Origin of the sequence: Bacillus sp. FSL K6-2841, assembly GCF_037976435.1 — a bacterium.
Lineage (GTDB): Bacteria > Bacillota > Bacilli > Bacillales > Bacillaceae > Bacillus > Bacillus pumilus.
Genome location: NZ_CP150266.1, coordinates 3,420,213 through 3,446,886 on the forward strand (window position 1 = coordinate 3,420,213; position 26,674 = coordinate 3,446,886).

The 26,674-nt window shown below is 43.8% G+C and carries 25 protein-coding genes; 1 reads left to right on the forward strand and 24 read right to left on the reverse strand.

From position 1 onward, the window contains the following. Window positions 1–11: 11 nt before the first annotated feature. The 10 genes from celB to sigY all read right to left on the reverse strand — a co-directional run bounded on the left by celB (window position 12) and on the right by sigY (window position 9,105). Window positions 12–1,361, reverse strand: a complete 1,350-nt coding sequence (gene celB / locus MHH68_RS17555; protein WP_058013362.1) for a PTS cellobiose transporter subunit IIC — start codon at window positions 1,359–1,361, stop codon at window positions 12–14. A gap of 14 nt (window positions 1,362–1,375) precedes the next feature. Further along, window positions 1,376–1,681 carry a PTS sugar transporter subunit IIB gene (locus MHH68_RS17560; protein WP_003214824.1) on the reverse strand — a complete coding sequence of 102 codons (306 nt, stop codon included), beginning with the start codon at window positions 1,679–1,681 and terminating at the stop codon, window positions 1,376–1,378. 122 nt (window positions 1,682–1,803) lie between these two features. Then, window positions 1,804–3,747 (reverse strand): BglG family transcription antiterminator, encoded by a 1,944-nt coding sequence (locus MHH68_RS17565; RefSeq protein ID WP_339164442.1) that lies wholly within the window; start codon window positions 3,745–3,747, stop codon window positions 1,804–1,806. Between the two features lie 237 nt (window positions 3,748–3,984). Next, window positions 3,985–4,599, reverse strand: coding sequence for a sortase (locus MHH68_RS17570; RefSeq protein WP_268497387.1), 615 nt, complete (start codon window positions 4,597–4,599; stop codon window positions 3,985–3,987). 68 nt (window positions 4,600–4,667) lie between these two features. Beyond that, on the reverse strand, window positions 4,668–6,050 hold the full coding sequence (locus MHH68_RS17575; RefSeq protein WP_339164445.1) for a copper amine oxidase: 1,383 nt from the start codon (window positions 6,048–6,050) through the stop codon (window positions 4,668–4,670). A 125-nt stretch (window positions 6,051–6,175) separates the two neighbouring features. Then, window positions 6,176–6,289, reverse strand: coding sequence for a hypothetical protein (locus MHH68_RS17580; RefSeq protein WP_339164447.1), 114 nt, complete (start codon window positions 6,287–6,289; stop codon window positions 6,176–6,178). 83 nt (window positions 6,290–6,372) lie between these two features. Continuing rightward, on the reverse strand, window positions 6,373–7,743 hold the full coding sequence (gene gdhA / locus MHH68_RS17585; RefSeq protein WP_044140284.1) for an NADP-specific glutamate dehydrogenase: 1,371 nt from the start codon (window positions 7,741–7,743) through the stop codon (window positions 6,373–6,375). A gap of 314 nt (window positions 7,744–8,057) precedes the next feature. Then, complete coding sequence (locus tag MHH68_RS17590) at window positions 8,058–8,270, reverse strand: transcriptional regulator (RefSeq protein WP_169055967.1); 213 nt, start codon at window positions 8,268–8,270, stop codon at window positions 8,058–8,060. Beyond that, entirely contained in the window at window positions 8,267–8,578 is a 312-nt protein-coding gene (locus MHH68_RS17595) for a YxlC family protein (protein WP_169055968.1), read from the reverse strand. The genes MHH68_RS17590 and MHH68_RS17595 overlap by 4 nt, the downstream gene beginning before the upstream one ends. Then, a complete protein-coding gene (gene sigY / locus MHH68_RS17600; RefSeq protein ID WP_339164450.1) occupies window positions 8,575–9,105 on the reverse strand; it encodes an RNA polymerase sigma factor SigY in 531 nt (176 codons plus the stop codon). The genes MHH68_RS17595 and sigY overlap by 4 nt, the downstream gene beginning before the upstream one ends. Before the next feature lie 452 nt (window positions 9,106–9,557). Between sigY and MHH68_RS17605 the strand changes: the two genes are divergently transcribed. Further along, on the forward strand, window positions 9,558–10,595 hold the full coding sequence (locus MHH68_RS17605; protein ID WP_058013874.1) for a pectate lyase: 1,038 nt from the start codon (window positions 9,558–9,560) through the stop codon (window positions 10,593–10,595). A gap of 57 nt (window positions 10,596–10,652) precedes the next feature. On the opposite strand, the gene cydC is transcribed toward MHH68_RS17605, so the two are convergent. The 14 genes from cydC to MHH68_RS17675 all read right to left on the reverse strand — a co-directional run bounded on the left by cydC (window position 10,653) and on the right by MHH68_RS17675 (window position 26,429). Beyond that, entirely contained in the window at window positions 10,653–12,386 is a 1,734-nt protein-coding gene (gene cydC, locus MHH68_RS17610) for a thiol reductant ABC exporter subunit CydC (RefSeq protein ID WP_339164451.1), read from the reverse strand. Continuing rightward, window positions 12,376–14,112 carry a thiol reductant ABC exporter subunit CydD gene (gene cydD / locus MHH68_RS17615; protein ID WP_339164453.1) on the reverse strand — a complete coding sequence of 579 codons (1,737 nt, stop codon included), beginning with the start codon at window positions 14,110–14,112 and terminating at the stop codon, window positions 12,376–12,378. Before cydD ends, cydC begins: the two co-directional genes overlap by 11 nt. Beyond that, the gene (gene cydB / locus MHH68_RS17620; protein WP_169055973.1) at window positions 14,112–15,128 is read right to left on the reverse strand and encodes a cytochrome d ubiquinol oxidase subunit II; all 1,017 of its coding nucleotides are present in this window, start codon (window positions 15,126–15,128) and stop codon (window positions 14,112–14,114) included. Before cydB ends, cydD begins: the two co-directional genes overlap by 1 nt. After that, window positions 15,115–16,530, reverse strand: coding sequence for a cytochrome ubiquinol oxidase subunit I (locus MHH68_RS17625; RefSeq protein ID WP_339164455.1), 1,416 nt, complete (start codon window positions 16,528–16,530; stop codon window positions 15,115–15,117). The genes cydB and MHH68_RS17625 overlap by 14 nt, the downstream gene beginning before the upstream one ends. Window positions 16,531–16,851: 321 nt before the next feature. After that, window positions 16,852–17,973, reverse strand: a complete 1,122-nt coding sequence (gene isdG / locus MHH68_RS17630; RefSeq protein WP_058013351.1) for a heme oxygenase — start codon at window positions 17,971–17,973, stop codon at window positions 16,852–16,854. 1 nt (window position 17,974) lies between these two features. Then, on the reverse strand, window positions 17,975–18,988 hold the full coding sequence (locus tag MHH68_RS17635; RefSeq protein WP_061409998.1) for an iron ABC transporter permease: 1,014 nt from the start codon (window positions 18,986–18,988) through the stop codon (window positions 17,975–17,977). Beyond that, entirely contained in the window at window positions 18,985–19,923 is a 939-nt protein-coding gene (locus MHH68_RS17640) for an ABC transporter substrate-binding protein (protein WP_339164458.1), read from the reverse strand. Before MHH68_RS17640 ends, MHH68_RS17635 begins: the two co-directional genes overlap by 4 nt. Before the next feature lie 18 nt (window positions 19,924–19,941). Further along, window positions 19,942–20,694 carry a class B sortase gene (gene srtB / locus MHH68_RS17645; protein WP_339164460.1) on the reverse strand — a complete coding sequence of 251 codons (753 nt, stop codon included), beginning with the start codon at window positions 20,692–20,694 and terminating at the stop codon, window positions 19,942–19,944. Window positions 20,695–20,720: 26 nt separating this feature from the next. Then, window positions 20,721–21,491 (reverse strand): ABC transporter ATP-binding protein, encoded by a 771-nt coding sequence (locus MHH68_RS17650; protein ID WP_061410003.1) that lies wholly within the window; start codon window positions 21,489–21,491, stop codon window positions 20,721–20,723. Then, on the reverse strand, window positions 21,478–22,464 hold the full coding sequence (locus MHH68_RS17655; RefSeq protein WP_058013346.1) for an iron ABC transporter permease: 987 nt from the start codon (window positions 22,462–22,464) through the stop codon (window positions 21,478–21,480). Before MHH68_RS17655 ends, MHH68_RS17650 begins: the two co-directional genes overlap by 14 nt. 33 nt (window positions 22,465–22,497) lie before the next feature. Next, a complete protein-coding gene (isdE, locus tag MHH68_RS17660; RefSeq protein WP_061410005.1) occupies window positions 22,498–23,385 on the reverse strand; it encodes a heme ABC transporter substrate-binding protein IsdE in 888 nt (295 codons plus the stop codon). 75 nt (window positions 23,386–23,460) lie between these two features. Further along, the gene (locus MHH68_RS17665) at window positions 23,461–25,278 is read right to left on the reverse strand and encodes an NEAT domain-containing protein (protein ID WP_339164463.1); all 1,818 of its coding nucleotides are present in this window, start codon (window positions 25,276–25,278) and stop codon (window positions 23,461–23,463) included. Between the two features lie 18 nt (window positions 25,279–25,296). Beyond that, entirely contained in the window at window positions 25,297–25,950 is a 654-nt protein-coding gene (isdC, locus tag MHH68_RS17670; protein WP_339164465.1) for a heme uptake protein IsdC, read from the reverse strand. A 20-nt stretch (window positions 25,951–25,970) separates the two neighbouring features. Then, a complete protein-coding gene (locus tag MHH68_RS17675) occupies window positions 25,971–26,429 on the reverse strand; it encodes an NEAT domain-containing protein (protein WP_058013342.1) in 459 nt (152 codons plus the stop codon). Between the last annotated feature and the right edge of the window lie 245 nt (window positions 26,430–26,674).

The following is a 26,674-nucleotide window of genomic DNA, read 5'->3' on the forward strand; positions in this document are numbered from 1 at the left end:
TGTTCCCTCAATTACATGCTGACGACATTTTCATCAGTTGTTGCTTTTGTTTCTAGTTCACTTTCTTCTTTTAATTTCTGCTTATCCCACATTCTAAAGAATGGGTAGTATAAAGCGAATGACAACGCCAGGTTAATCAGCTGCATGACAGCACCAGAGATTTTGCCTCCTGTGGCGAGATAGCCTGAAATGATAGGGGGCATCGTCCATGGAACTGCAATCCCCGCCGGTTTTGCCACAAGCCCTGTGCTCATTCCGATATATGTGGTAATGATCATCATGATTGGCGTAAGGATAAACGGAATCAAAAGCATTGGGTTCATGACAATCGGCATTCCGAAAATGATCGGTTCGTTGATGTTAAAGATGGCTGGCCCAATGGCAAGTCGGCCAAGCTGTTTCATTTGTTTACTTCTGGCACGTAAGATCATCGTCAGCACCAAGGCAAGCGTTGCACCGCTTCCGCCGACATTGATGAAGATTTCAAAGAACTGCGCTGTGAAGATATTTGGCAGCACTTCTCCTGCTTGGAATGCGAGACGGTTCTCATCCATCGCACCGAGCCAAATTGGTCCCATGACGCCGCCGACAATGGTTGCTCCGTGAATACCACAAGCCCAGAGGAGCATTTGCACGCCTATGGCGACAATACTTCCGCCTAAGCTTCCACCAAGAATGGAAAGCGGTGTGCCAATTAAGACCGTGATGATATTATGAATACTTTCAAATGGTGTCATCTCAATCAAAAGTCTAGCGACCCAGATCAGTGTGATGACCACAAAACCTGGAATAAGTGCGATAAACGATTTACTCACTGCTGGCGGTACACCATCAGGCATCTTAATGACGATATTCCGCTGGACAATGAATCGGTAAATTTCAGTTGAAAGCATGGCAATAATCATGGCAACGAATAACCCTTTACTGCCCATCAATGTGACTGGAATTCCTCCACCTACTAGGATGGCTTCTGTTGAGCCCTCAGGTGTAAAAGGAACTTGATATGGTGTCGCCAAAAGAAATGCTGCAACAGCGATTGCACCAGATGATAGGGCATCCACTGCATACTTTTCAGCAAGCCTGTAGGCAATCCCGAAAGTTGCAACAAGTGCCATAATGTCAAAGGTTGCATTAACAGGATAGGATAATTTCGTGGCCCATTCTGCTCCGAAGATACTTGCCATAAAATCGCTGTATCCTGGGATCGGAAGGTTGGCTAAAATGAGAAACAGTGAACCGACAATAATGAGAGGCATGGTTAAAACAATTCCGTCACGCAATGCTTGTAAATGTCTTTGAGCGGCAATCTTCCCTGCAAACGGCATGACCTTCTCTTCTAGAAATCGGTTGAATCCATTCATCCCTTCCGCCCCCTTTATCCGTTCACTAACTGTTCAGCAGATTTTAAAACCTCAGCCCCATTACATACGCCATAATGCACGGTATTGATGACGTCGACTGGAATCCCTTTTTCTTCTCCGAGCTTTTTCATTTGTGGTAATAAATATCGAACCTGTGGTCCTAATAAAAGCACATCGGCTTGATCAATATGATTTTTTGCTGAATCTCCAGATACTGCCCAAATACGATAGTCTTTTCCTTGTTCTTGTGCGCTTTTCTCCATTTTTGTGACTAGTAAGCTTGTTGACATACCTGCTGCACAAACCAATAAGATGTTCATGTGTAAACGCCCCCTTTTGAAAGTGTGTAGCTTTTCTTTACACATTCATCATATTATGAAACCGCTTTCATAAACACCTATACTTTTTCCTTTAGGAAGCGGAAAAAGTTAAGATCACACAGTTAATTCTTGTACGAAGGGGTCTTTTTATACATGATATCGAGCATGTCTTCAAATGTATCACAGGCGATGAGGTGCTGAATGAATTTCACATTGTGCACAAGCTCGCCCAGCAGACGGTACATCCCTTTTAAATCTTTTGCATTCTCTTTTTCGACACAAAGCAAGCACACAAATTGAACTTTTTTCTCTCCCCATATGATCGGTTTTTCTAATGTACATATCGCCCAAAACGTCTCTTCTGTCAGCGGCGTCATAGGGTGCGGAATGGCTGTATAATGCCCAAAGGATGTGGGAGCAGCCTCTTCTCTTTCCATCACATAAGATGTAAGCTCTGCTGATGCTAAGCCCATGTCGATGACTTTTTCCGTGAGAAAGGTGATGACCTCTTCCTTTGTTTGAAAGGCGCGTTTTGTAAAAACCAATTCCTTTTTCATATATTGAGAGGCCAATGTCACTCTTGTTTCACTCGTCAGGGCTTCTTCAATTTTCAAAAAGTCGCCGCCTCCCAAAATCGTATTCACTTGTATGACGGGAATCGGTATATCCATCTGAATCGGGACCGTTGTAATAATCAAATCAAGGGCATGTAAAGAGACATGCGGAAGCGAATAAAGCTCTGCTGTGCCTAAAATGGTCAGCTTCGACCCAAATTGTGACCGCAGACGATCTTGAAGCAGTCTTGCACTTCCTGCACCAGACGCACAGACGATGAGACATCGCTTCGGTGGAATCTCCATCTTTCTCCGTTCTAAAGCCGCACCAAAATGAAGCGCCATATATCCGATTTCATTCTCATGAATACATAGACCCGTTTCTTCTTCAATCACCCGGCTGGCGATAATTCCTGCTTCAAAGGCAAGTGGATACCCCGCCTTTATTTCATCCAGCATCGGATTTCTTAAGTTCATCCCATATTTACACCGGGTCATGGCTGGCTTTAAGTGCAGACTGAGCCCAATCAGCAATTCCGCATCTCCCGCTAAATTCAGCTGCAATTTTTGGTCAATGGCTTTCAGCATGAGCTGAACAAGACGGCTCGTGTCATCATCCACAATTTGTTTTTGACCGCTCGATGAAAAGGACTGTACCATTTTGGCTGTTCCTAATAAATGAATGGCGATATAGACGATTTCCTCTTGTGGAAAAGAAACGTCCAGCAGTCCTTCAAGGCATTCCACTATTTTTTTAGCGACCTTGTATTCCTTTGCCTGTGGAATCTCATTGATTTCCTCTGGCAAGACAGATACATAGTTCCCGTGCCTAATCCGCTTGCAGGCAATCGCAACATGAACGATTAAATTATTCATGCAAATGTCTGATAGATTCATTCTTTCTTTATTGATATAATCAATGATTGTTTTCTGAATCAATTCCAATTCATGTTTCGGCAAAATGGTCACTGCTGTGTTCAGCATCGTTTGGTAAGATCGCCGTTCACTGAATAGATATTCTGACATACAATAACGGATTTTCATCTCCGATCCTTTGAGCCTGCAGCCTTTATTCGGCTTTGCTTCTAGCTTCAGATCAAAAGGCTCAAGCTTGCGTTTGACCCATTTCATATCGTTACTCATCGTCGATTTACTAATAAACAGCTGTTCCTGTAAGTCTTCCAGTTTCACATAAGACTCTGCGAGAAGGAGCTTTTTTAAAATAAACCGAACACGCTCCTCCGGCAGAACAGCCAGCGGCTCTTCCTGTTCGACCTCTTCTTTCATAAAACGGCGAAAGGCATTCTCATCGTTGATCAACAGCTCATAACCAGCTCCTCGAACAGCTATTACAGACGCTTGATAAGGAGCGAGACGGTCGTTCAGTTCCTTGATGTCTGTACGAATGGTGCGGCTTGTCACTTGTAAGCTGACAGAAAGCGCAGCGCTTGTGAGCGGGTTCTCCGCTGCCATTAACTGACTTAAAATGTGCGCCAGTCTTTTACTCAGCATCAGATCGGCCTCCTTATGTAAGGGTGAAGAATCTGCCTTGTCTGGACAGGTTGTATACGCTTGCAGTTCTCTTCATTACTCATATTCTACTGAAAAGAAATAAAAATTGCCAACTCATTTATATGACAAACGCCCCTATTTATACAACAAACCATTTCTAATGACCTATGAATCTTTTTGTAGGACCGTTTGGAAGAAATGAAAAAAAGGCGCTGCACCTTCGTGTCATCGCCTTTTTTATGAAGAGGTCAGCTGCGTAAAGACAACCAATCTTTTTTCGTGAGTTCCTGCTGCATGATCAAATGTCCCTGTACATGTGATTAAATTGAGATTCCGTGTAAAGGCATACCCGAAAAATGCATGTGGCTTTTCTTCACGTGGATAACTTTGCACTTTGATGACTTCAAAGGTTCGCTTTTTTCCTGATGAGGACGTCACGATCACCTTATTTCCCTTTTTTAGCTCCTTTAGTCGATAAAAAACAGAAGGTCCCCATTTATTATCAACATGACCATTCATGACGGCATTCCCTTTATCTCCTGGTTTTGGACCATCTTTAAACCAAGCTGTGTTGTCCGTATTTTTTGGAACGCCCATACTGCCATCCTTAGATAAAGTGGTTTTCTCTACTTTTGCTTTGACATCAATCGCTGGAATCGCAATTTCAGCTGGAACAATACCGGACGGTTCGTCTTTTAACATGCTTTTTGCATGAGACTGTTTTGCAGCTTGGTTTGTTGTCATTTTTTCAGGAGATGTGGTTGTTTTTGCAGATGACGAATCATCCATTGTTTGTGATGCGCAGCCCGTGATGGTGAGCAGCATCAGAAGACCAAACACCCATCTTTTCAAATCAGTCTGCCTCCTTTTAAAGAAAGGAACGGCACAAATGTGCACGTTCCCCTTTAGTTTTTACGAGCTTAATTTGATGTCTTGCGGCGAATAAGGAAGAACGCACCCATTGCACCACCGGCTAGGATCAAGCTAGCGATTAATCCCGCAAAGGCTTCATATGACATACCTAGAGGACCGGCTGTACCTCCCATACCTGTTTTAGGCATTTCATTAGGCATCTTGGATTTGAACATTTCAGGATGCTGATCAACAATTGCTGATGCGACATCCTGTCCAACCATGAACATATGACCGTACGCCTCTCGCACTGTTGGATAAAGCTGATCATAATCGCCATTATGGTATGACGTATATGTTTTGATCAGTTCATCAATATGCATTTTTAAGCCAGCTTCTAAATCTGCTGCCTTCAAACGTCCATCTGTCGCTTGATCTAAAAATTTCGCTTGCTTCATTCGATACGCATCTAAGTTTTTCATAGCTTTTTCTTTCGCTTCTTTGTCTCCTGATGCATCCGCTTTGACATAATCAACTAAATAACCGATATGGCTTGACCAAATGTCTTTAAATTGTTTTCCTGCATCCTTGCCATAAACAGAGGCAATCGCATCTGATAAATCATTTGTGTTTTCGTTCAAAGCTGCAGCTGCTTGATCAAAGTCCTTGCTGCCATCATTTCCTTTTTGCATAGCAACGACCGCAAGCGCCAAATGCTCTGAGAACAAGTAGTTTAAATCTTCACGAAGGTCTGCGGCTGGTGTGTCGACTGATTTGTGATCAAATTTCCCAGGAAATTGATCTGTGATCGCCCACGATACGCCTTTGCCTACTTCAAACATATGATGAATAGATTTTCTAACCGTTTCATAGGTCGTATCAAAATCCTTTTCAGTGTAGCTATCAAACGCTTTTAACAGTTCATTGACGTGCATTTTTAAGCCTTCTTCTAGTTCGCTAGCTTTCAATCTGCCGTCTGTTGCTTGATCGAGCATATCGGCTTGTTTCATGCGATATTGGTCAAGCTGCTTCATGGCTTTCTTTTTACCTGCTTCATCTTTCTTTGCCGTTGCTTGCACATAGTCAACAAAGTAGCCGATATGACTTGACCAAATGTCTTTAAATTGTTTCCCTGCTTTTTTTCCGTACACAGAGGCGATGGCATCCGATAAATCATTTGTGTTGTCGTTTAGCGCTGCCGCTGCTTGATCAAAATCTTTACTGCCATCAATTCCCTTTTGCATCGTGATGACTGCTAAATAAGCGTGCTCTGAAAACAGCTGGTCTAGAGCTGCTCGAAGATCGGTTGCTTTGTTTGACACCTCTTGTGACGAAGATGTCTTCTTTGCCTCTCCATGCATATGTCCTTCGTGTGCACTTGCGCTATGAGCTGCCGGAAATAGTAATGCTGCGCTAAGCGGGATGGTTAAAATCGCTTTTTTCATGTTCATCTGTTATTGCCTCCTCTTTCCGTTTGTTATGTACTTAACGGAGTGAGGCATGACTTGGATCATTCAAATCTATCTTTTTTTTCATTCATTGCGAAATCGGTGTGTATGCATAAAAAAAAGCCGGATTATCCGGCTGATACGTTACGACGTTTAGATGCTTTCCGTTCTTTATATATTTTTCTCACCACTGGATAAACCACAGGTGCCCATTTAAAAATTTGTTTCAGCCATTTTTTCATTTCTCCCGCGCCTCCTTATTGTCATTCTTACAAAGAAGATTCCCCATCTTGTCATGAAATAAACAGGTGCGGGAGAGCAGGAGTTAAATCACGCCTTGTGCGATCATCGCATCTGCCACTTTGCGAAATCCTGCAATATTTGCTCCTACTATTAAGTTTCCAGAGTGTCCATATTCATCAGCTGTCTCTGTACACTGACGATAAATCGTCTGCATCATTTGTTTCAGCTGATCATCTACTTCCTCAAAAGTCCAAGACATTCTCGCACTATTTTGCGCCATTTCCAGTGCTGAGACACCTACCCCGCCAGCATTCGCCGCTTTTGCCGGCGCAAAAAGAATATCATTCTGTTCAAAAACTTTGACTGCCTTTAGAGTAGAGGGCATATTGGCTCCTTCTCCTACCGCAATGACACCATTTTCCACAAGCTGCTGTGCCTGCATCTCAGATATTTCATTTTGCGTTGCACATGGAAGCGCAATGTCACAAGGAACAGACCAAATTTGTTCGCAATCTTCAATCAATTCAGCATGCGGGTGAATGTCTATGTATGCCCCAATTCGTTGATTGCTTCCTTCCTTCAGCTGTTTCACTGTTTCTAATGAAATGCCTTGTGGATCATAAATCGCTCCGCTTGAATCACTGCACGCAACGACCTTACCGCCTAGCTCTATGACCTTCTCCATCGCATAAATAGACACATTTCCTGAACCAGACACAACAACTGAACGTCCTTCAAATTGAAGTCCATGCGCTTTTAACATTTCTTCCATAAAGTACACCAATCCATAGCCTGTCGCTTCTTTTCTCGCTAAGCTGCCTCCAAATCCAGGGCTTTTTCCTGTAAGCACACCTGCCTCATAAGCACCACGCATTTTCTTGTACTGCCCGAACATATAGCCAATTTCGCGTGCCCCTACACCAATATCACCTGCTGGTACATCTTGATCAGGTCCAATATATCGGCTGAGTTCACTCATAAAGCTTTGGACGAAACGCATGATTTCTCCATCCGATTTTCCTTTAGGATCAAAATCTGATCCACCTTTTCCTCCACCGATCGGCATACCAGTCAGTGCGTTTTTAAAGATTTGTTCAAATCCTAAAAACTTAATAATGCTTGCATTGACAGATGGGTGGAAACGAATGCCTCCTTTATAAGGACCGATGGCACTATTGAATTGAACCCTAAATCCCCGATTGACTTGTACTTTCCCCTCATCGTCTACCCATGGTACGCGAAATACCACAAGCCGCTCAGGCTCGATGAGTCGTTCTAAAATGCCTTGTTTTTCATACTCTGGATGCTTTGCAAAAACAGGAACGAGTGATTCTAGAATTTCTCTTACGGCTTGCTGAAATTCCTCCTCACCAGGATTTCGTTTTTCCACCTCTTCTAACACACGGTCGATGTAGCTTTGTGCTGTTTGTGCTGCTCGATCTAAGGTCAACATGTCTCATCTGCCTCCTTTGTATATCTTCACACATTTATCCTGTTAGATTTTCTAACGCATATTGAGATTAATTTAACACCATTTGTAAAAACTGATCAATACTGATAACAGATGAAAATGATGCCGATTTGAGATGGATCAAGCAACCGCCGCAATCGTTTTTAGAAAGTATCTCTTACAGAATGACTATTGAGCTAGAAATCATGATTAAGACGTTATATATCCCGCACTCTTTGACAATTAGATGAATCATGAATGATTTCTAGTTGATCTTCAACACGAAAAAAAGGCCTAAAGTTTTATAGGCCGTCTGCTCAATCTTTTCGGATCTTCCCCTCTTTTTTTCGATCAGGGTACACGACACAAAGCCAATATAAAATAGAAGACGATGGGAAGTTAATTAAACCGACAATGCCCCAAAACCACTTATAACGTCCTCTTTTCTTTGCATCCATAAATAAAAGAAAGCCCTGCGCAAATAGTAACGGCAATGCGCACAATAAGATGATCATCTCCGTCTGACTCATAAGGAAGACCCTCCTTTAATATGTTGATATTCCTTGATGCCGACAACGACGCAGAGCGGCACACTCACTACTTGAAGAAGAATGAAGATGATAGGCATATGGGTGATGGCAGCGACAAATAGTGCCAGAATGGTCAGACTGATGAGAACGTACGCCAGTACTTCTTGTTTAAAACGCCTTTTCTCTTGTTCCTTCGCCTGCTTCAGCATGATCATGACAGCCTGTTCACTTGGCTCTTTCACTTCAATTTGTTCATCTAGCTGCTGTAACTCTTCCTTGAAACGTTCTGTGAATTGATCTTCCTTCACTGAGACCACTCCTTTCGAATTTTCTTTAATCCATGATGAACCCTCGACTTCACAGTGCCTTCTCTCATCGCGAGCATTGAAGCAATCTCTGGATAAGTAAAGCCATAATAATAGTGCAAAATAATCGGTGCTCTCTCCTCAGCCTTCAATTCGTTTAGAGCATCCCACATCTCATGCCATGTATAGCCCTTTTGCTGAACCTCCCATTTAAAACGGCGTATCGTCTCTTGATTCGCCTTTCCTTCCCTCAATTGTTCACGTTTCCTTTTCTTCTGGTGATCCAAAAATTGTCTAGATGCAATGGATATGAGCCATGTTGAAAATAAGGAATCTCCTCTAAATGAAGAGAGTTTCATGTACGCTTTCAGCATCGTTTCTTGCATGATTTCTTCTGCAAGCTCTTGTTGAAGGGTGAGCTTCATTATATAACGGTAAAGAAAGGAATAATGATGACGATATAGGGCTGTAAATGCAGCATCATCCCCCTGTTTTGCCCCCTGAATCAATGTCTCTTCTGTCTGCTCCAAACACACCCCTCCTTCCTTTTTCTTCTCTTATTCATGAGACGACACGTATGACGATATCGTTCAAAATACACTTTATTTTTTTAGCTTGTTGTATTTGAAGCATTGAATAAACAGTTTTTTCTTATGTAATGATTATGACATTCCTTCGTCTCTAACAAAATGATGCGTTCTGATTTTCTATCAAGCGGAGATGCTCTCCCCCATAATCACTAGGTCATCCCAATACCTATCGTCAATGATCCTTGTCTCATTTAGTTGAAAATAAAATAATCATGGCCTTAGTTTTCTAGAAAATCATGGAATACACAGCGCCAATTCTTAGCCGATGATACCTTTTTGCATGCTATGCTCTTCCTACATTCCGAAAAAGGCGATACAAGCGAAGAAAGGAGGAGCAGTTGAATTGCAGCTTATTTTTGGAAACGTTTACATTAAAACAAAAATGAATGGAGATGTTGACTTTGAAGAAAAAAGTTCCAATGTTAGCTGGTGTGTTAGCGGTTGGTCTCGTGACTTCATTATTTGCACCAAATGGGGAGGCAAAAGCGGCAGCAAAGTATCCCGAAAGCCCTTCTATTATGGCCAATTTTAATCAACAAGGATTCTCCACATTAAATGGCGGTACAACAGGCGGTGAAGGCGGTAAAACCGTCACAGTCAAAACTGGAAATGAACTATTGGCTGCCCTCAAAAGTAAAGGAACAAACGAAAAGCTAAAAATTGTTGTCGACGGGACGATAACCCCTTCTAATACATCTGCCAATAAAATCGATGTGAAAGATACAAACAATGTCTCGATCGTCGGCAAAGGCACGAAAGGTGAATTTAATGGAATTGGCATTAAAGTATGGCGTGCCAATAACATCATCATCCGCAACCTGAAAATCCATCACAGCAACATCGGTGACAAGGATGCCATCGGAATCGAAGGCGCTTCTAAAAACGTATGGGTCGATCATAATGAATTGTACAATACATTAAACTCTGGTAAAGATGATTATGATGGATTATTTGATGTGAAAAATGACTCCGACTATATTACCTTCTCATGGAACTATGTTCATGACAGCTGGAAAACGATGCTCATGGGCAGCTCTGATAACGACAACTACAACCGAAAAATCACATTCCACAACAACCGTTTTGAAAACCTGAATTCTCGTGTACCATCTATGCGCTTTGGGGAAGGTCATGTGTATAACAACTACTATAAAGGTATCCATACGACAGCGATCAACTCTCGCATGGGCGCAAAAATGAGAATTGAGCACAACGTATTTGAAAATACAAAAAATGCGATCGGCAGCTGGGACAGCCGCCAGGTCGGTACATGGCATGTCATCAACAACTCATATATTAACAGCTCAGGCAGTCTGCCAACGTCTTCTACAGGTACGTACAACCCTCCTTATAACTACTCTTTGCTTAACGTGAACAATGTCAAATCAGAAGTGGTATCAAATGCTGGTGTCGGAAAAGTAAACCCTTAAAACCACAAAACGTTCGGGCAGAAATCTCTGTCCGAACGTTCTTGTCATTTCATCTATTTATATTGTAGAAAACGGACGATCCATCTCATACAATTTTTGATAGCGTGGGTTTTCTTTCAGTAAATCCTGATGCTCCCCCTGCATTTCAATTTGTCCATCTTCAATAAACATAATGCGGTCACATGCCTCACAGCCAGTGAGATGGTGGGTAATCCAAATGACCGTTTTTCCTTTTAACACACGGAAAATGGTTTCAAGCAGCTCACGCTCTGTGCGTGGGTCAAGTCCAACGGTGGGTTCATCTAATACAACAATCGGGGTGTTTTGCAGCAAAATCCGTGCTAACGCCATCCGTTGTCTTTCTCCGCCTGAGAAACGAATTCCTGTCTCCTGCACACCGGTGTGATACCCCTCTGGCAATGATTCGATTGTATCGTGAAGCTGTACTTGTCTCGCTGCTTCTTTTACTTGCTCCTCTGTCGCATTTGGAGAGCCTAAGCGAATATTGTTTAAAACAGAGGTATCGAATAAATACGGCTGTTGATTGAGTACTGACACATAGGTGGACACGTTCTCTCGAATGCTTTCGACCGGTTTCCCCTGGATACTGACAGCTCCTTGATTTGGCACGACAGCTCCTTCTAACAACTTCAAAATAGTCGATTTTCCTGCACCGCTTTTTCCTAAGAGAGCGAGTGATTCTCCTTGCTTCAATGAAAATGACAGGTGCTTTAGCACGTGTTGGTGCGAATCATACCCAAAGGACACTCGATCAAAAGAAACAGCTTCATTTTGAGAAACAGCTGACTGATCCGCTGTCTTGCGCTCAGATTCTCCTTCATACGAAAGCTTTTCATAATGATGTAATCTGCTGACAGCATGCTGATAGACTGGAATATCACCTGCTGCATCTGAGAGTGGAAGAAAGGCTTCTGTTAACGGAAAAAGCACAAGCACGAAGGCTGCAATCAGGGTGTGTGACATCGAGCCTGACTGCACAACTGAACCGCTCCAATACACGACAAGCACGACAGCTCCTCCAATGATAAGCTGTGCCATAAATTGGCGCAGACGGATAAATCGGTGCTTGGCTGCTTCAAGCGCTAACAGCTGCGCTTCTTTCTGTTCATATTCATCAACAAAATCTTTCTGCCTGCCGCTAAACAACCAGTCACTCACACCCATGACGGCATCTGTTAAATGGCTGTACAGTTCATTTCTGCCTTTTTTCATTTGAATTTGTCTCGCCCGGTTCACTAGCACTGTGACGTATGGAAAAACAAATACGAGAAGTGCCATATAAAGCAGCATCAAGCCAGCAAAAGGCCACGAGAATAGACCAAGTGCCCCAATGGATGCAGCATATAAAAGCAGCGCACCGATGGATGGAAAGATGGTTTTTAAATAGGCGTCCTGCAGTCTCTCAACATCATCTGACAAGAGCCCAAGCATTTCACCTGTACCTAGCTTTGTCTGTTTCGCACTTCGTTCAGCCATGTCATACAGACGGACACGCATTTTTTCAATCATGGTCAAAATGAGCTGGTGGCTCGCCAGTCTTTCTGCGTAGCGGGCAGCTGAGCGCGAAATACCAAAGGTACGGACAGCTACAATTGGGACGTAGACCATAAGTATATTCTCAGGTCTTGTGGCAGCTTTTGAAATGAGAAATCCTGACGTATACATCAGCATAGAAGCAGAGAATACTGCAATTGCCCCTAGAAATAAAACCAGCGCAAACAGCTTTTGATTCTCCTTGATATAAGGTATAAACCAGCCTTTACTTACCATGTGTGACCGCCCCCATTTGCTCCTGTACCAATTGATAATACACGCCTTTTCTTTGCATTAATGATTCATGTGTACCCATTTCTGCAATCGTTCCTTGATCCATGACAATAATCTCATCCATGGCTGGCATCCAATGGAGCCTATGTGTCGCTAAGAACACAAGTTTATCTTCAAACAGTAGAAGCATTGTTTTCTTCAATTCATACTCTGTCTCAATATCGAGATGCGCCGTTGGTTCATCTAACAGCATAATGGACCGCTTGCCCAGCACCGTTCGCGCAAGCGCAATTCTTTGTGCCTGTCCCCCGCTTAGCCCTCTTCCCTGTTCTCCAATGACCTCATCGAGCCCATTTGGCAGCTGCGCTACGAGCTGAGATAAGCCAGCTTCACTGGCAGCTCTTTCCACTTCTTCATCTGTTGCATGCGGCTCATAAAAACGAATGTTTTCTCTTAATGTCATGTGAAATAAATAAGGGTGCTGCGGCATATAGACGACTTCCTTTTGCCATTCCTTCATCTGTAAATGAACAAGCGGCTGGCCGTTTAGCGTGATTTGACCTGAGGTCGGTTCAACAAAGCCGCCGAGCACATCGGTCAACGTCGATTTCCCTGAACCACTGGCACCAATGATCCCGATTTTTTTCTTCCCTTTGACAGTGAGGTCTACATCCTGAATCGAATAAGGGGCATGCTCGTCATGCTGGACACTCACATCTTGCAGGGTGAGCGCAGATTGTTCATTCCACTCGTTCAACTGCACTGATTGTGTCTCCTGCATGCGGAAGCCCTTTTCTTCTAAAATGACCTGCATCGCCTCATTCGCTTCTTTTCCATTTAGTGTGGCATGATAATCATTCCCCACTTCACGTACTGGCAGGAAATATTCCGGTGCCAGCATGAGCGCCGTCAGAGCCGGCAATAACAGAAGCTCTCCTTCAATCAATCGCAAGCCAAGAAAGACAGCGACGGTTGCAATTGATAGCATGGAAAAGAAATCAAGCGCAAACGATGAAAGAAATGCGACCTTCAGCGTGCTCATGGTCGCCTTTCGATATCGCTTTGACACTTCTCCGATATTGCGGGAGTGTTTTTTGCTAATGCCTAAGTAACGAAGCGTTTCAAGGCCGCGGAGAGAATCAGTGAAATGATTGGATAATTTCTCATACGATCTCCATTGTTTGGCCGCTTTACGCTGAGCGACAAGACCTAGCAAAATCATAAAGACAATTAAAATTGGCAGCGTCACGATTAAAATGACGGCAGATGTTTCGTCTAATGTCCAAACATAGATGAGAACCATTGCCGGTATCACAGCCATGTTCACCATTTTCGGTAAAAACAGCTGTAAATACTGACGATATTGAGCAATCCCCTCCATCGCTAATGTGACAAGCTTTCCTGTACCCTTTTTCTTTGTGAAAGCAGGACCTAAACGAAAGAGTTGGTCTAACAGCTGTTTTCTGACGTCTGCTCCAATTCGGGAAGAGTAGGTAAACATGACCTTCTCCCGAATCAAGGTGAGACCGTGCCGCACCAGAAAGGCAGCAAGAAACAGCAGGACATAAGGCGTTGCCTGCGAAAGGCTTTTCCCGTCAAACAGCGTAGTAATGGCATGTGCCAGCCACTGTGCTTGGAAAATAATACTTGCTCCTTGGATGAGTGACACAATACCTAAGAGGGCAAGAAGCCCTCTCATTCCTTTTAATTGAAGCAAACGTTTATCCATTAGTAGGTCATTGGCTCCTTACCGCTTACACGTTTACGGAAGACGTAATAGCTCCAAATTTGATACCCAAGCACAAAGGGCAGCAAAGAAATGGCAACAATCGTCATGACCGTTAGTGAGTAAGATCCAGATGCAGCGTTTTGAATGGTCAGATCAAATGTATGGTTGATTGAGCTAATCATGACGCGCGGGAACAATGCAGTGAAAAGCATCGTCACTGTCACCATGATGCCCGCACCTGTGAATAGGAATGTCCAGCCATCACGTTTCTTTTTCATAAAGAATAGAGCCGCTACGTAACAAACCACAATGAGGACAGTTAACGGAATGGTGATGATCGGGCGTACCGTATAAATGTCTGTCTCCATGATAGATACACCAACAAATAGGACAAGAACTGGCAGCGCAATAAGCAGGACACGCTTGCCAAGCTTTCTCGCACGATCTCTTAAATCACCCTCTGTACGAAGTGTAACGAAAATCAATCCGTGCAGAAGGCAAAGAACCGTTACAGCTAACCCGCCAATCACTGAATAAAGGTTCACAAAATCCGTAAAACCAGCGTACATGTTCATGTCTTGATCAATTGGCATCCCGCGTAAAATACTTGTGAAGAGCACACCGAGTAAAAACGGCGGCAGCAGACTGCCAAAGAAGATGACCCAGTCCCATGCTTTGATCCAAGAGGCTTTCTCAACCTTCCCTCGGAATTCAAAGGCGACACCGCGCCCGATAAGTGCTAAGAGGAGAACCGCAAACGGTATATAGTATCCACTGAACATCGTGGCATACCAGTGAGGGAAAGCAGCGAAAATAGCGCCCCCAGCTGTAATCAGCCAGACCTCATTCGCATCCCAGAAAGGACCAATCGTGTTAATTAAAATGCGGCGTTCGTGTGCATCCTTTCCAAGCAGCTGCATGGACATCCCAACTCCAAAATCAAACCCCTCTAAGAAGAAAAATCCAATAAACAATACTGCGACAAGAATAAACCAAATCTCGTTAAGATATGCCATGATATGCGCCTCCATCAAATGGATCTGTAGACAGGTCCGTTTCATCCTTTTGATCTGTATCCTCTTCCGAATGTGCACCCTTTTTAATTTCTCGAATGAATAGGTAGGCAAGCAAGATGGCAAGAATCAGATAAATCGTCGTAAAGCTAATGACTGAGAATAACAGCATGCCGTACGATACGTTTGGCGAAATCGATTGAGCCGTCGTCATCATACCAAAGACCGTCCACGGCTGACGCCCAATTTCGGTCATAATCCAGCCAGCTGAGTTCGCAATAAACGGGAACGCAATCATCCCTACCATGAAGCGTAAAAACCATTTGTTCGTTTCGAGTTTTTTTCTAAAGCTCAAGTACAAGCCCATCATACTGGCAAAAATCATCAACATGCCGGCACCAACCATGATTCTAAAGCTCCAGAAGGTTGTTTTTACTGGCGGAATATAGTCTCCAGGACCAAACTTTGCTTCATATTCTTTTTGAAGTGTCAGCATGCCTGGCACATCTCCACTAAACTTCGAATAAGCCAAGTAACTTAAAGCAAACGGAATATTGATCTCCGCAGAGTTTTCTTTTTTATCTGTATCAATGTTGACAAATAGTGTCCAAGCCGCTGGATCTCCACTATCCTTCCAAAGGGCTTCACTTGCCGCCATCTTCATCGGCTGTGATTCCATTAAGTGCTTCGCTTGATCATGTCCAGAGAACGCCACACCTAAGCCAGAAATTAAAGCGAGAACCATGGCAATCTGGAAGGACTTTTTGAAAAAGGAAATTTCTTGTTTTTTGATCATTTTATAGGCACTAACTCCTGCAATAAAGAATGCACCTGTAGCCAGCGCACCAAACAGAACGTGCGGGAATTCAACCCAAAGCTGCGGGTTTGTTACAAGTGCGCCAAAGTCATTCATTTCTGCACGGCCATTTTTAATGACAAACCCAACTGGCTCTTGCATAAATGAGTTGGCGAGTAAAATCCAAAATGCCGAAAAGATCGTACCAAGGGAAACAAGCCAAATACACAATAAATGAATCTTCTTCGGCAGACGATCCCAGCCGAATATCCAAAGTCCAATAAATGTAGATTCAAGGAAAAAGGCAAGCAGTGCTTCAATGGCAAGCGGTGCACCAAATACATCACCGACAAACCTTGAATAATCTGACCAGTTCATCCCAAATTGGAATTCCTGGAGAATCCCTGTCACTACACCTACTGCAAAATTGAGTAAGAATAGATGACCCCAAAACTTCGCCATTTTTTTATAAATCTCTTTTTTCTTGACAACATAAAGGGTCTGCATCAATGCAACGATAAACACCAAACCTATTGACATAGGAACAAAAATAAAATGAAATAATGTCGTTGAAGCAAATTGAAATCTTGCTAAAAACAGCTCACTCACAGCCTTACATCCTCCCTTACTTTCACATGCCGAATGATTGGAAACGCTTATGCTCATCACTTCACAAAATATTCACTATTTGTTCAATGGTTCACAAATAATAGCCTGTTTGAAATGATTTACTCGGTGAAATTTTACCCTTGCTTTTCATTCGGTTAGTTATTTATACCTGTACTTTACACCCATACGCTTCAAAAATAAAGTAAATTTTACCTAAAAATTGGATGGTATTGTGTCAGTTGTTTGAATACTTTGTCAAAAATATGTGACAGAAAGTAAAAAAATAGCGCTGCACGTGAGCTGCAGCGCTGTGTTTCTTTTTTAAGCTTTTTTCTGTAAGGCTGGTCTAGTAACTTGCACTTCATAGTACGTAATTTTATTTTTTAATAGGCCTTCAGGTTTCGCTTTTCCATGAGCATGCGCATCACCAAATGCCTGAGATTTTGTCCAATTCACAAAGTCTTCTTTTCGATTCCAGCGTGTATGAATGGTCACTTCATCGTAATCGGTTGTCTGCTGTGTGACCCATACTTCCATACCTAAAAACCCTTCCATGAATTCTACTTGTCCCTGCTTGTTAAAACGCTTGACGAGGTGGTCGGCACTGCCTTTTTCTACTCTTACCTGGTTGTTGACAATGATCATGTTTTGTTCATCTCCCTTTTGTTGTTGGATCGAAGCGATCGGAATAATCAGCGGGTGCTCACCGTCTAAGTGAACCTCAGCCTGAATCCCAAAGACCTCTTTGAAGAAGCTTTCTGTTAATACTTCTTTTGGTGTCCCTATTTGATAAACCTGACCACGCTTCATCGCAATAAGGCGGTCACAATATTTTGCTGCCTGCTGCAGGTCGTGAAGAACCATTAAAATGGTGATTCCATGCGTCTTATTCAGCTGTTTGAGCAACTCTAGTAAATCAAGCTGATGCGCAATATCTAAGTAAGTCGTCGGCTCATCCAGAATAATCGTCTCTGTCTTCTGAGCGAGTGCCATCGCAATATACGCTTTTTGCCTTTCTCCGCCAGACAATGTATGCAGCATTCTATTTTCATTGATACGGCTATTGGTCACATCAAGCGCCCACTCAATCGCTTCTTGATCTGTCTTCGAGCTTTTTTTCCAGATCGAACGATGCGGGCTGCGTCCAAGTGCGACCAGCTCCCGTACGGTCATAGATGGAATGGCTGTTCTCGTCTGCATGAGAACGGCGATTTCCTTTGCAATCTCCTGAGCTGTCATCTCTTTTTGCGGTATATCGTGAATGTATATCGTGCCGCTTTCGATTGACGTAAGACGTGCGGCTGCTTTGATAAAAGTCGACTTCCCTGATCCATTTGGTCCAATAATTCCTGTCACGCTTCCTTTAGGAACAGCTGCTGATATAGAGGACAACTGAAAGCCTCCTTGACTGAGACTCACGTCATCCATAGCGATCACATCCAACTTAACCCCTCCCTTTCTTTTTTAATAAATAGAGGAAGAAAGGTGCACCGATGCAGGCAAGCAGGATACCGACAGGCAGTTCAACTGGTGTAAACCATACCCTTGCCGCTGTATCTGCAAAAACCACAAGCACGCCTCCGCCCAGCATCGAGATCGGCAACAGGTACCTATAGTCATCTCCAATTAAAAGACGGATAAAATGAGGAACGACCAGTCCGACAAAGCCAATTAAGCCGCTCACACTTACTGCTGCACCAGCTAAAAGTGCCGCCAGTGCAATTAAGAAAAACCGGGTGCGCTCTACTCTGAGACCGAGCAGCTGAGCCGATTCATCGCCAAGCAAAAGAAGATTTGCCGGCTTGATGGCAAAAAAACAAAGGCACAGCCCAGCGAGCGCATAAGGCGACACGAAGGTTAGATGATGCCAACTCCGTCCATTTAATCCTCCTGATAAAAAGGGCAGGACTGCCTGCACACGCTCACTATAAAGCACCATAAACCCATTCATCACCGCCCCAAGCAGGGCATTGACTGCCACTCCCGCCAAAATCAGCTTCAGCGGTGAAACCCCTTGATCAAATGAGAGCATATACACCACAAGTGCCGCTAATAAAGCGCCAAGGAAAGCAGCGGCTGGCAGCAAATACGTGAATTGCGGAAACACAATCATGCTGAGCACAGCAGCCAATCCGCCGCCAGCCGTCACACCGATGATGCCAGGGTCAGCGAGTGGATTTCGGACGACTCCTTGTAAAATCGCCCCTGATGCCGCGAGACAGGCCCCAACGATGAAACCGATGAGAACGCGCGGCAGGCGTAAATCCATCACAATTTTCTCATGGACAGGCTGACCTGATCCCGTCAAAGCAGCGAATAAATCTTGCAGTGATAATTGAACAGAACCTAATGCAAGCCCTAGGCATGCACCTACAACTAACGAGATGAATAGTCCGGGTATCAGCCATCTTCGCCTCGACTGTCTTTTTTGAAAATCTAATTCTGCATTCATTTTCATGATGACAATCGCTTCAATCTTTTCTCTAGCTCATCAATCGCTCTGATCACATCTGCGCCTGGATTCGTTCCAAATAGATCACTAGGCAGAATCTCGACGTGTCCATGTTTGACGGCTGATACATCGTGCCATGCGGCATTCTGTTTCATTTCACTCATAAAGCCCGCTTTCACATCTTCAGGATTGCTATGGGTCATGAGCAGGATAAGATCAGGATCAGCTTCGATGACCTTTTCTGCATTGATTTGAGCGTATTGAGGGAATTTCTCGAGTGCTGGTTCATTCTCAGCAATGTTCGTCCCTCCAGCGATGTGTAGTAAATCTCCGCTTAAGGATTGAGGAAGAGCCGCCATATATGTGCCAGGTGCCCCGTACACAACGAGTGTCTTCACTTTTTTCTCAGGCTGTTTGACCTGCTTTTTCCGCTGATCGATTTGCTTGTTAAGCTCTTTTGCCTTTCGCTGCTTCCCTAGCAAATCTCCAAATAACGTAATTTGGCGCTGGATGTCCTTCACGGAATTGGCACTTGTCAAAAGAAGCTGTGAACCAATTCCTTCTATTGTAGAGATGTCCTTGCGGTTTAATTGTTCATTCCCAAGTACAACATCGGGCTTTAAGCTTGTGATGAGCTCTACATCAAATTGATGTGTTGTACCAATTGTTTGGACTGATGCAGCCTGTTGTAAGCTGTCTGGTAATTCGGCGGCCGGACGACCGACCACCTCACCGCCTAAGGCATATAGGATGCTCATGTCTCCAGTCGACAATGAGACAATGCGCTGAGGGGATTCTTCAAACGACAGCGTTCTGCCGGCAAAGTCCTTAATCTTCAGCGCACCTTGACCGCTCCCTTTCTCTACAGGTGCTGCCTGACTGCATCCGCCGAGGAGAAGCATCAAGACAAGTCCCATGAAGATCACATGTGAAAATTTCAACCGCCTGTCTCTCCTTTTCTAGTAAACTTTCTTTAGCTTTGCCTGTACCACGAGACGCCCGTTTTTCGGTGCAAGCACATGATCACAGGTCGATAGAGTGAGAATAAGGTCATCTGTGGACACGTCTGTCTTCGTTTGGTAGATTGATTTTTTTCGCACAGATTGCAAGTAGTGCGCATATTCGCCAAGATCTTGAAAATCGGTTTGTATATAATCAAAGTCCACCGTTGTTTCATACACGGCAAAAATCTCCGCCTCATAGCTTTGATACAGCGTATCGTACTGAAATGTCCGATGCTCATCGAAGAAATCCCCTTTTAAATAGTTTGTGAGTCCAGCGAACATGGACCCATCCCTCATTCGATGCCCGTACACCACAGTATTCGGGCTTTCATGCAAGACATCATTGCGATAATCCATAAAAATACTGCCTGCCCTGGTGTCGTTTTTTAAGTAATTACGGGTTAAGTAGAACGCATTGTCGCGAGATTGGACGATTGGGTACTGGATCATCGTGTCCTTCATATTGATCCAGCCGACAATGTCATCGTTTACTTTCCGCAGTTCATCAAATGACGTACGAATGGTCCCCGACTCCCGGTTTTCATTCATTCCTTGCTCATGTCCATACATCGTCTGAGCCTTTGCTAGCACCTGACGATTTTGATAATAGCCGAACAGTTCTAAGCCAATGGCCGAACCACTATAAATGAATACACCTAAACAGACGATTGTCAGCACACGCTGACAGACCCGTTTTCCTCTTTTCACACTGTCTCACCTGCTTTTTGCACAGCTTATATCCCAACAGGCACGATGTACATCCCTGTTTCTGCATCCTGTTTAATCGTGACAGACACATCATAAATGTGCCGCACATTCTCTTCTGTTAACACATCGCTTGGCTGTCCTTCACTCATAATCCGGCCATTCTTCATCGCAATGATGACATCACTGTAGCGGACAGCCTGGTTCATGTCGTGCAGTACCATAACAATTGTTAGTCCATGTACGACATTGAGTTCACGGATCAGCTCAAGAATGTCAAATTGATAGTAGATATCCAAATAGGTTGTCGGTTCATCTAAGAAAAGGATTGGTGTTTTTTGCGCAAGTGCCATCGCGATCCATACTCGCTGCCGCTCACCACCTGACAATGAGGCGAGCGGCACCTTTCGTTTTTCCGTTAGCTTTGTACTGGAAAGTGCCCACTCTATCGCTCTCTCATCCTCTTCCTTGTCTCCACCTCGCATCGTCTGGTACGGCGTTCTGCCGAATGCCACGACCCTCTCGATCGTTAAATCAAGCGGTGCTTCGTTTTGCTGATGGACGACCGCCAGCTTTTTTGCCAGCTCCTTTGGCTTAAACGCATTCAACGCTTGGCCATCTAAATGAATCTGCCCTTTGTTTGGCGCATGGTTATGCGCCATTAATGAAAGCAATGTGGATTTCCCTGAGCCATTCGGACCGATAATGGTTGTGATTTTTCCCTTTTCAATCTGTGTTGTGACCGATTGAAGGATGTCCTTCTGCTGGTCATATGAGAATGACACCTCACGAATGTCCATGGAGACGATCCCCCCTTCTTAGTAAAAAGATCAGAAATGGCCCGCCAATCACGGCCATGATCGTAGAAGCAGGAATTTCATTTGGTGCGACAAGCGTCCTGCCGAGCGTATCAGCCGTCAGAATCAGCAACGCCCCGCTTAACGCAGAAAATGGAATGAGTACCCGGTGATCCGACCCGACAAGTCTTCTTGAAATGTGCGGGATAAGCAAACCGACAAAGGCAATCACGCCCGCTACCGCTGCTGTCACCGCCGCAAGCAATACAGCTGTGATGGAAATCAAAAGGCGCATTCTGGTCACACGCAATCCTAAATTTTTCGCTGTCTTGTCCTGAAGAGCCAAGAGGTTACACCATCTGCTAAAGAAAAGTGCTACGACAAGGCCGACGACGCCATAGACTCCGATTAAACGGACATCCCCCCACGTTTTCATCGTGAGATTCGACTGTCCTGACTGATTGATCGTGATATTGAAATAACTGCAAATGGTCACAAATGCTTCAGCCATTCCAGTAAACATGGCATTGATGGCAATCCCAACCAAAATCATACGGATGGGGCTTAATCCACCCTTCCAAGACAGAACGTATACGAGGAAACACGCAATGGCTCCGCCTAACACCGAAAATAAAGGAGAGTAGAAATAAAATTGAGGAAGTGCTGTTATTGCCATTAAAGAAAAGAAGCTGGCTCCTGATGAAATTCCAATGACGCCGGCATCAGCTAATGGATTCCTCATGACCGACTGCAGCAGTACACCGGAGACAGATAAGGCGGCCCCTGTAAACATGGCAATGAGTATGCGAGGAATTCTGAGATCTTTAATGATTTCTACCTGTGCATGTTGACCGGTGATGAGCCCTTCCAATAATTCAATCGGGGTGACATGAATGCTCCCAGTAATGGCGGAATAAATAAACACGCACACCAGTAAGACACTGACTGTCAGAAATAAAATCCCTGTTTTTTTCATCTTAAACGTCCTTTTATCATTCAGATTCGTCACTTATAACGGATACAGCATACGCGTTAGTTCATCTAATGCTTCAGCTGCTTTTAAATTGCCCGTTGTCCCAAATAAGCTTTCTTCGAGGTCATACACTCGATCTTGCTTGACTGCATGAAAATGCTTCCAAATGTCATTTGTTTTAAATTCTTGATCAAACATGCGGACGACTTCATCTGGCATCCCATGTGCGGCCCGGAGGATGATATCTGGATTGGCTTTTTGTAAATACTCCGTATTGGAAGCCAAGTACTCCATTTTCTCACCTTTGACAATATTCTCCCCGCCTGCGATACGTACAAGATCACCAATATATGAATGCTCTGTCGCCACCAAATAACTGCCTGGTACACCAAGCAAAATCAGAACGGATGGCTTTCGTTTTCCCTTCGTCTTCTCTTGTATGTCTTTCTTTTTTTGCTCAAAATCAGACACAATGCGCTCAGCTTGTTTCTTTCTGTCATACTGATCTCCGAGCTTCGTGATCGCCTTCTCCATGTTAGCCATGCTCTCGAGATTTAAGTATGTGGTAGGGACACCTGCTTGCTGAAAGGGTGTCTCTAAATCATATTGAAGGGTTGTCACAGACAGGACATCTGTCGGTTGAAGTGATTGGATGATTTCCATGTCCGGGCTCATTGGATTGCCGACTTCCGGCAGTCCTTTATAACGAGCTGGCAAGGATTTTTGGCTTGTTGGCACCCCGACAAGATCGATCTCTAAGGCATCCATGATCTCCACAGCAGCTACAGTTGTTGCCACAATGCGTTCACTTGATTCTACGCTTTTTTTGCCTTTTGCTGAGCTTGCAGCTGACTGTGAGCAGCCCGATAAGATCACGCACACACTAAGGGCAGCGATCAAGGCACATAACATTCGATGCTTCAAAAACAAAAGCCTCCTTTCGAAAAAAGAGAGTGGATGCGTCGATGATCTCGGCGCATCTCACTTCAACTAAACCATCTATCTTGTTCTTGTTTGATACTTTCTGACGAGTACGAATAATGACCCGCCGAATAAAAGAATATACACCCAAAGAAGAGAGGTATCTCCTGTTTTTGGATTCAACTGTCCAGTCTCAGACTTGGTTTGGTCATCTGATGGAGTAAATGTTAGCTGCTCTGCGCCTGTTTCCTCTGGCGCTAAATTCTCAAGTTGATTTGGTTGATTTGATTGAGAATCGCGATCATTTGGATTTTTGACAAAGCCGATACTCTCATCGTCTCCGATGATCGATCGAATCCCACTTCCTTCACCAAGAGCAATTCCTTTTGTGTCATAGATAAGTTTGACATCGTACTGCTCATGATAATTCGCAGCTGGAATATCAATTTTCACGCGTGCTGCCTGAGCCGTGCTTAAGCTTTTGGCTTCGTATTGAATCACTCGTGTATCTGATTTTTGATCTGTTTTTGCAACAAGCGTCTCTTCAAACTTTCCACCTGATCCTACTTGGAAGGACGTGATAGCTGAGCTATTCTTCACTGTATAAGAAACGAAATGGCGGCCATTTTTCACAACCAATGTCGCAGGGCTCACGACGTAATCGTTCATACGAGAAAGCTCATCCTTGTCTGCTTTCTTCATTGAGAAAGGAAGCTTGTATACACCATCTTTAAGCTGAGCCGTCTCTTGAGGAGCTCCGCCGTTATTTGTTTCTGGTGATGGTGTGTTTGGTTTTGGTGTTTCTGGTGCAGCAGGTGTTTCTTCCTCTACCTGTCCGCCTTTAAGTGGCGCGATACTCTTTGCATTGAATTGAAAACGAATATCGTAGGTTTGCTCATAGTGAGCGGCTGCTACTACAACGTGTACTTTTCCTTTGACCGCTTTTTTCAAATCAGCGACATCAAATGACACCACTCTTGTGTTCTTTGCTTTATCTGTGCTGACAGTCTTCACTTCTTGAAAAGAACCGTTTTTCTCTGTTTTCAAGGAAGCGACAGATGTATCGTCCTTCACCGTAAAGGAGATGGTTAGCTTCCCATTTTTGATGGTTAAGGATGCAGGATGTGAGAAGTATTGGTTCATCCGAGATGCCTCATCCTCATCCCCTTTGAGCACACTGTAATTGATGCGGTACTCGCCATCTTTCAGTTGATTTTGCCTAGGTTCCACTGGCTTTGTGCCATTGTTAGTGCCTGGTGTTGTCTGCTGATCGTCTGGCTTTGTGCCATTTTGATCATCCGGCTTTGTTTCGTTATCGTCTGGCTTTGTGCCATTTTGGTCATCCGGCTTTGTTTCGCTATCGCCTGGCTTTGTGCCATTTTGGTCATCTGGTTTTGTTTCGTTATCGTCTGGCTTTGCAGGTGTAACGAGCGTTAGGCTGCTTTGATCGAATGCAAGCTGTACGTCATATGCTTCGTCATAGATAAGGCCGCCTAAATCCCAGTAAATTTTCACCCAGCCGTTTAATTTGGCTGATAAGTCAGCAACATCAAACTTGATTACACGTGTATTGGCAGTTTCATCCTCACTGACGGTTTCAGTGGTGACAAGCGCGCCATTTTGTTCAACCTTGAAATCTGTAATCTCTTTGCTTTGCTTCAGTGTGACATAGGCAGTCGTCTTGCCATTTTCCACAATCAGCTTAGCTGGCTTTTCTGTATACGTATCCATCATGGACGCTTCTGTGCTGCCATTTTTTAAAATGGTGAATCCGACCGTGTATTCACCATCAACAAATGATGCAGCTTGAGCCGTTCCTTGAGGAATCTGAAATGCAGTCAATAAACTGAATAAAACGAGCAGAATGGCTGCCTTTAGATGAAAAAGACGTTTCAAATGGTGACACTTCCTTCCTTAATGCTTAATGATCCACTTTCTTGCTAAAAATCCGCCTGAGCATAGAGCAAGCACAAGGAGCCACCCTGTCTGGTTTGTATCACCAGTTTGAGGATTCTCTTCTTGTTTTGTCGTGGATGAATCAGATGTTTTCGTTGATTCTTTTGATGGCTGCTGCTTTTCTGCTTCACCTGCTGTTTTGTTTGTGCTGTTAGACGAAAGTGATTTCATGCTGCTCTCATCAAATTTCAGCTGAATGGTATAATCATGATCATAATCAGCAGATTTTACAGTGACATGAATTTTTGATTTGATTGGTTTAGACAAGCTCTGAGCTTTGAACTGAACAATCCTTGTGTTGGCTTTTTTATTGGTTGAGAGAACCGTTGTATCGACATAGCCGCCATTTCCGGGAACTTTAAATTCCGTCACCCAGCTGCTATTTTTAATGGTCATTTGTACTGTCAGCTTCCCATTTTTTGCAATCACTTTTGCTGGCTTCAGCCAGTAGTCATTTGCCATGGAGACCGCATTTCCTTCAGCCTTGAGCACAGTATAGTTGACAGAGTATGTACCATCCTTTAACGTGGCAGCCTGTGCGTTTGAAAAAGGCAGCATGAGTGCCAATAATAAAGCGGTCATGAAGACTGATAGCCTCATCATTTTTTTCATCAAGCGAATTTCCTCCCTTTTTATTGAACAGATGCTGCATCAAACTTGAGACGGATGTCGTAATTGCCTGTATATCCAATGACCGGTACAGTCACGCTCACTTTTGCTGGTACGACTTCCGTCAGGCTGTTCACGTTAAATTCTACTGTTCTCTTATTCGCAGCTGTGTTTGTACTGATCACCTTCGCATCTTTGTAGACACCTTGTTCAAGTGTTTTAAAGCTAGTGATCCAAGAGCTATTTGTTAACGTGACTTGTGCTTTGATTTTTCCATCCTTCACGACAAGCTTTGCTGGTTTTTCAAAATACGTATTCGCTGTTGAAGTCGAATCGCTATCTGCCTTCCATACCACATATTGTGCCGAATGTTGACCATCTGCTAAGCCTGCTGCTGAGGCTGAGCTAATCGGAGCTAGAGCAAATAATAGAACAAAACTAAAGAACAATAATGCGTGTGATGTTGAACGAATGGCTTTCATGTGAACCCTCCTAAATGATATTGATAATTATTCTCAACAGACAATAAAAAAAATAACCTTCATAAGCGCTTGAACACACTTATAGATGATTATGATAATCATTATCAATTGAGTTGAAAAAATAAATCTTTGCTTCTTAAAAGCCAAAGATGTCTGTTTCTAAATGATGATTTGACACGTGTTTTAGGCAATCTGTCCCATTCATGATTCCATGGCATGACCTCCATTCCATTACAGGGAAAAGA

Coding starts and splice junctions, on each gene's coding strand:
- MHH68_RS17590 (WP_169055967.1), bottom strand. CDS start 8,270: ATGAGTCAGACGGAGATGATCATCTTATTGTGCGCATTGCCGTTACTA.
- gdhA (WP_044140284.1), bottom strand. CDS start 7,743: ATGTTGACCTTAGATCGAGCAGCACAAACAGCACAAAGCTACATCGAC.
- MHH68_RS17580 (WP_339164447.1), bottom strand. CDS start 6,289: ATGAAAAAATGGCTGAAACAAATTTTTAAATGGGCACCTGTGGTTTAT.
- MHH68_RS17650 (WP_061410003.1), bottom strand. CDS start 21,491: ATGGACATTCGTGAGGTGTCATTCTCATATGACCAGCAGAAGGACATC.
- cydC (WP_339164451.1), bottom strand. CDS start 12,386: ATGGTAAGTAAAGGCTGGTTTATACCTTATATCAAGGAGAATCAAAAG.
- MHH68_RS17655 (WP_058013346.1), bottom strand. CDS start 22,464: ATGAAAAAAACAGGGATTTTATTTCTGACAGTCAGTGTCTTACTGGTG.
- MHH68_RS17565 (WP_339164442.1), bottom strand. CDS start 3,747: ATGCTGAGTAAAAGACTGGCGCACATTTTAAGTCAGTTAATGGCAGCG.
- celB (WP_058013362.1), bottom strand. CDS start 1,361: ATGAATGGATTCAACCGATTTCTAGAAGAGAAGGTCATGCCGTTTGCA.
- MHH68_RS17675 (WP_058013342.1), bottom strand. CDS start 26,429: ATGAAAGCCATTCGTTCAACATCACACGCATTATTGTTCTTTAGTTTT.
- cydB (WP_169055973.1), bottom strand. CDS start 15,128: ATGGCATATCTTAACGAGATTTGGTTTATTCTTGTCGCAGTATTGTTT.
- MHH68_RS17605 (WP_058013874.1), top strand. CDS start 9,558: ATGTTGACTTTGAAGAAAAAAGTTCCAATGTTAGCTGGTGTGTTAGCG.
- MHH68_RS17560 (WP_003214824.1), bottom strand. CDS start 1,681: ATGAACATCTTATTGGTTTGTGCAGCAGGTATGTCAACAAGCTTACTA.
- MHH68_RS17635 (WP_061409998.1), bottom strand. CDS start 18,988: ATGAAAATGAATGCAGAATTAGATTTTCAAAAAAGACAGTCGAGGCGA.
- cydD (WP_339164453.1), bottom strand. CDS start 14,112: ATGGATAAACGTTTGCTTCAATTAAAAGGAATGAGAGGGCTTCTTGCC.
- MHH68_RS17575 (WP_339164445.1), bottom strand. CDS start 6,050: ATGAACATGAAAAAAGCGATTTTAACCATCCCGCTTAGCGCAGCATTA.
- isdC (WP_339164465.1), bottom strand. CDS start 25,950: ATGAAAAAAATGATGAGGCTATCAGTCTTCATGACCGCTTTATTATTG.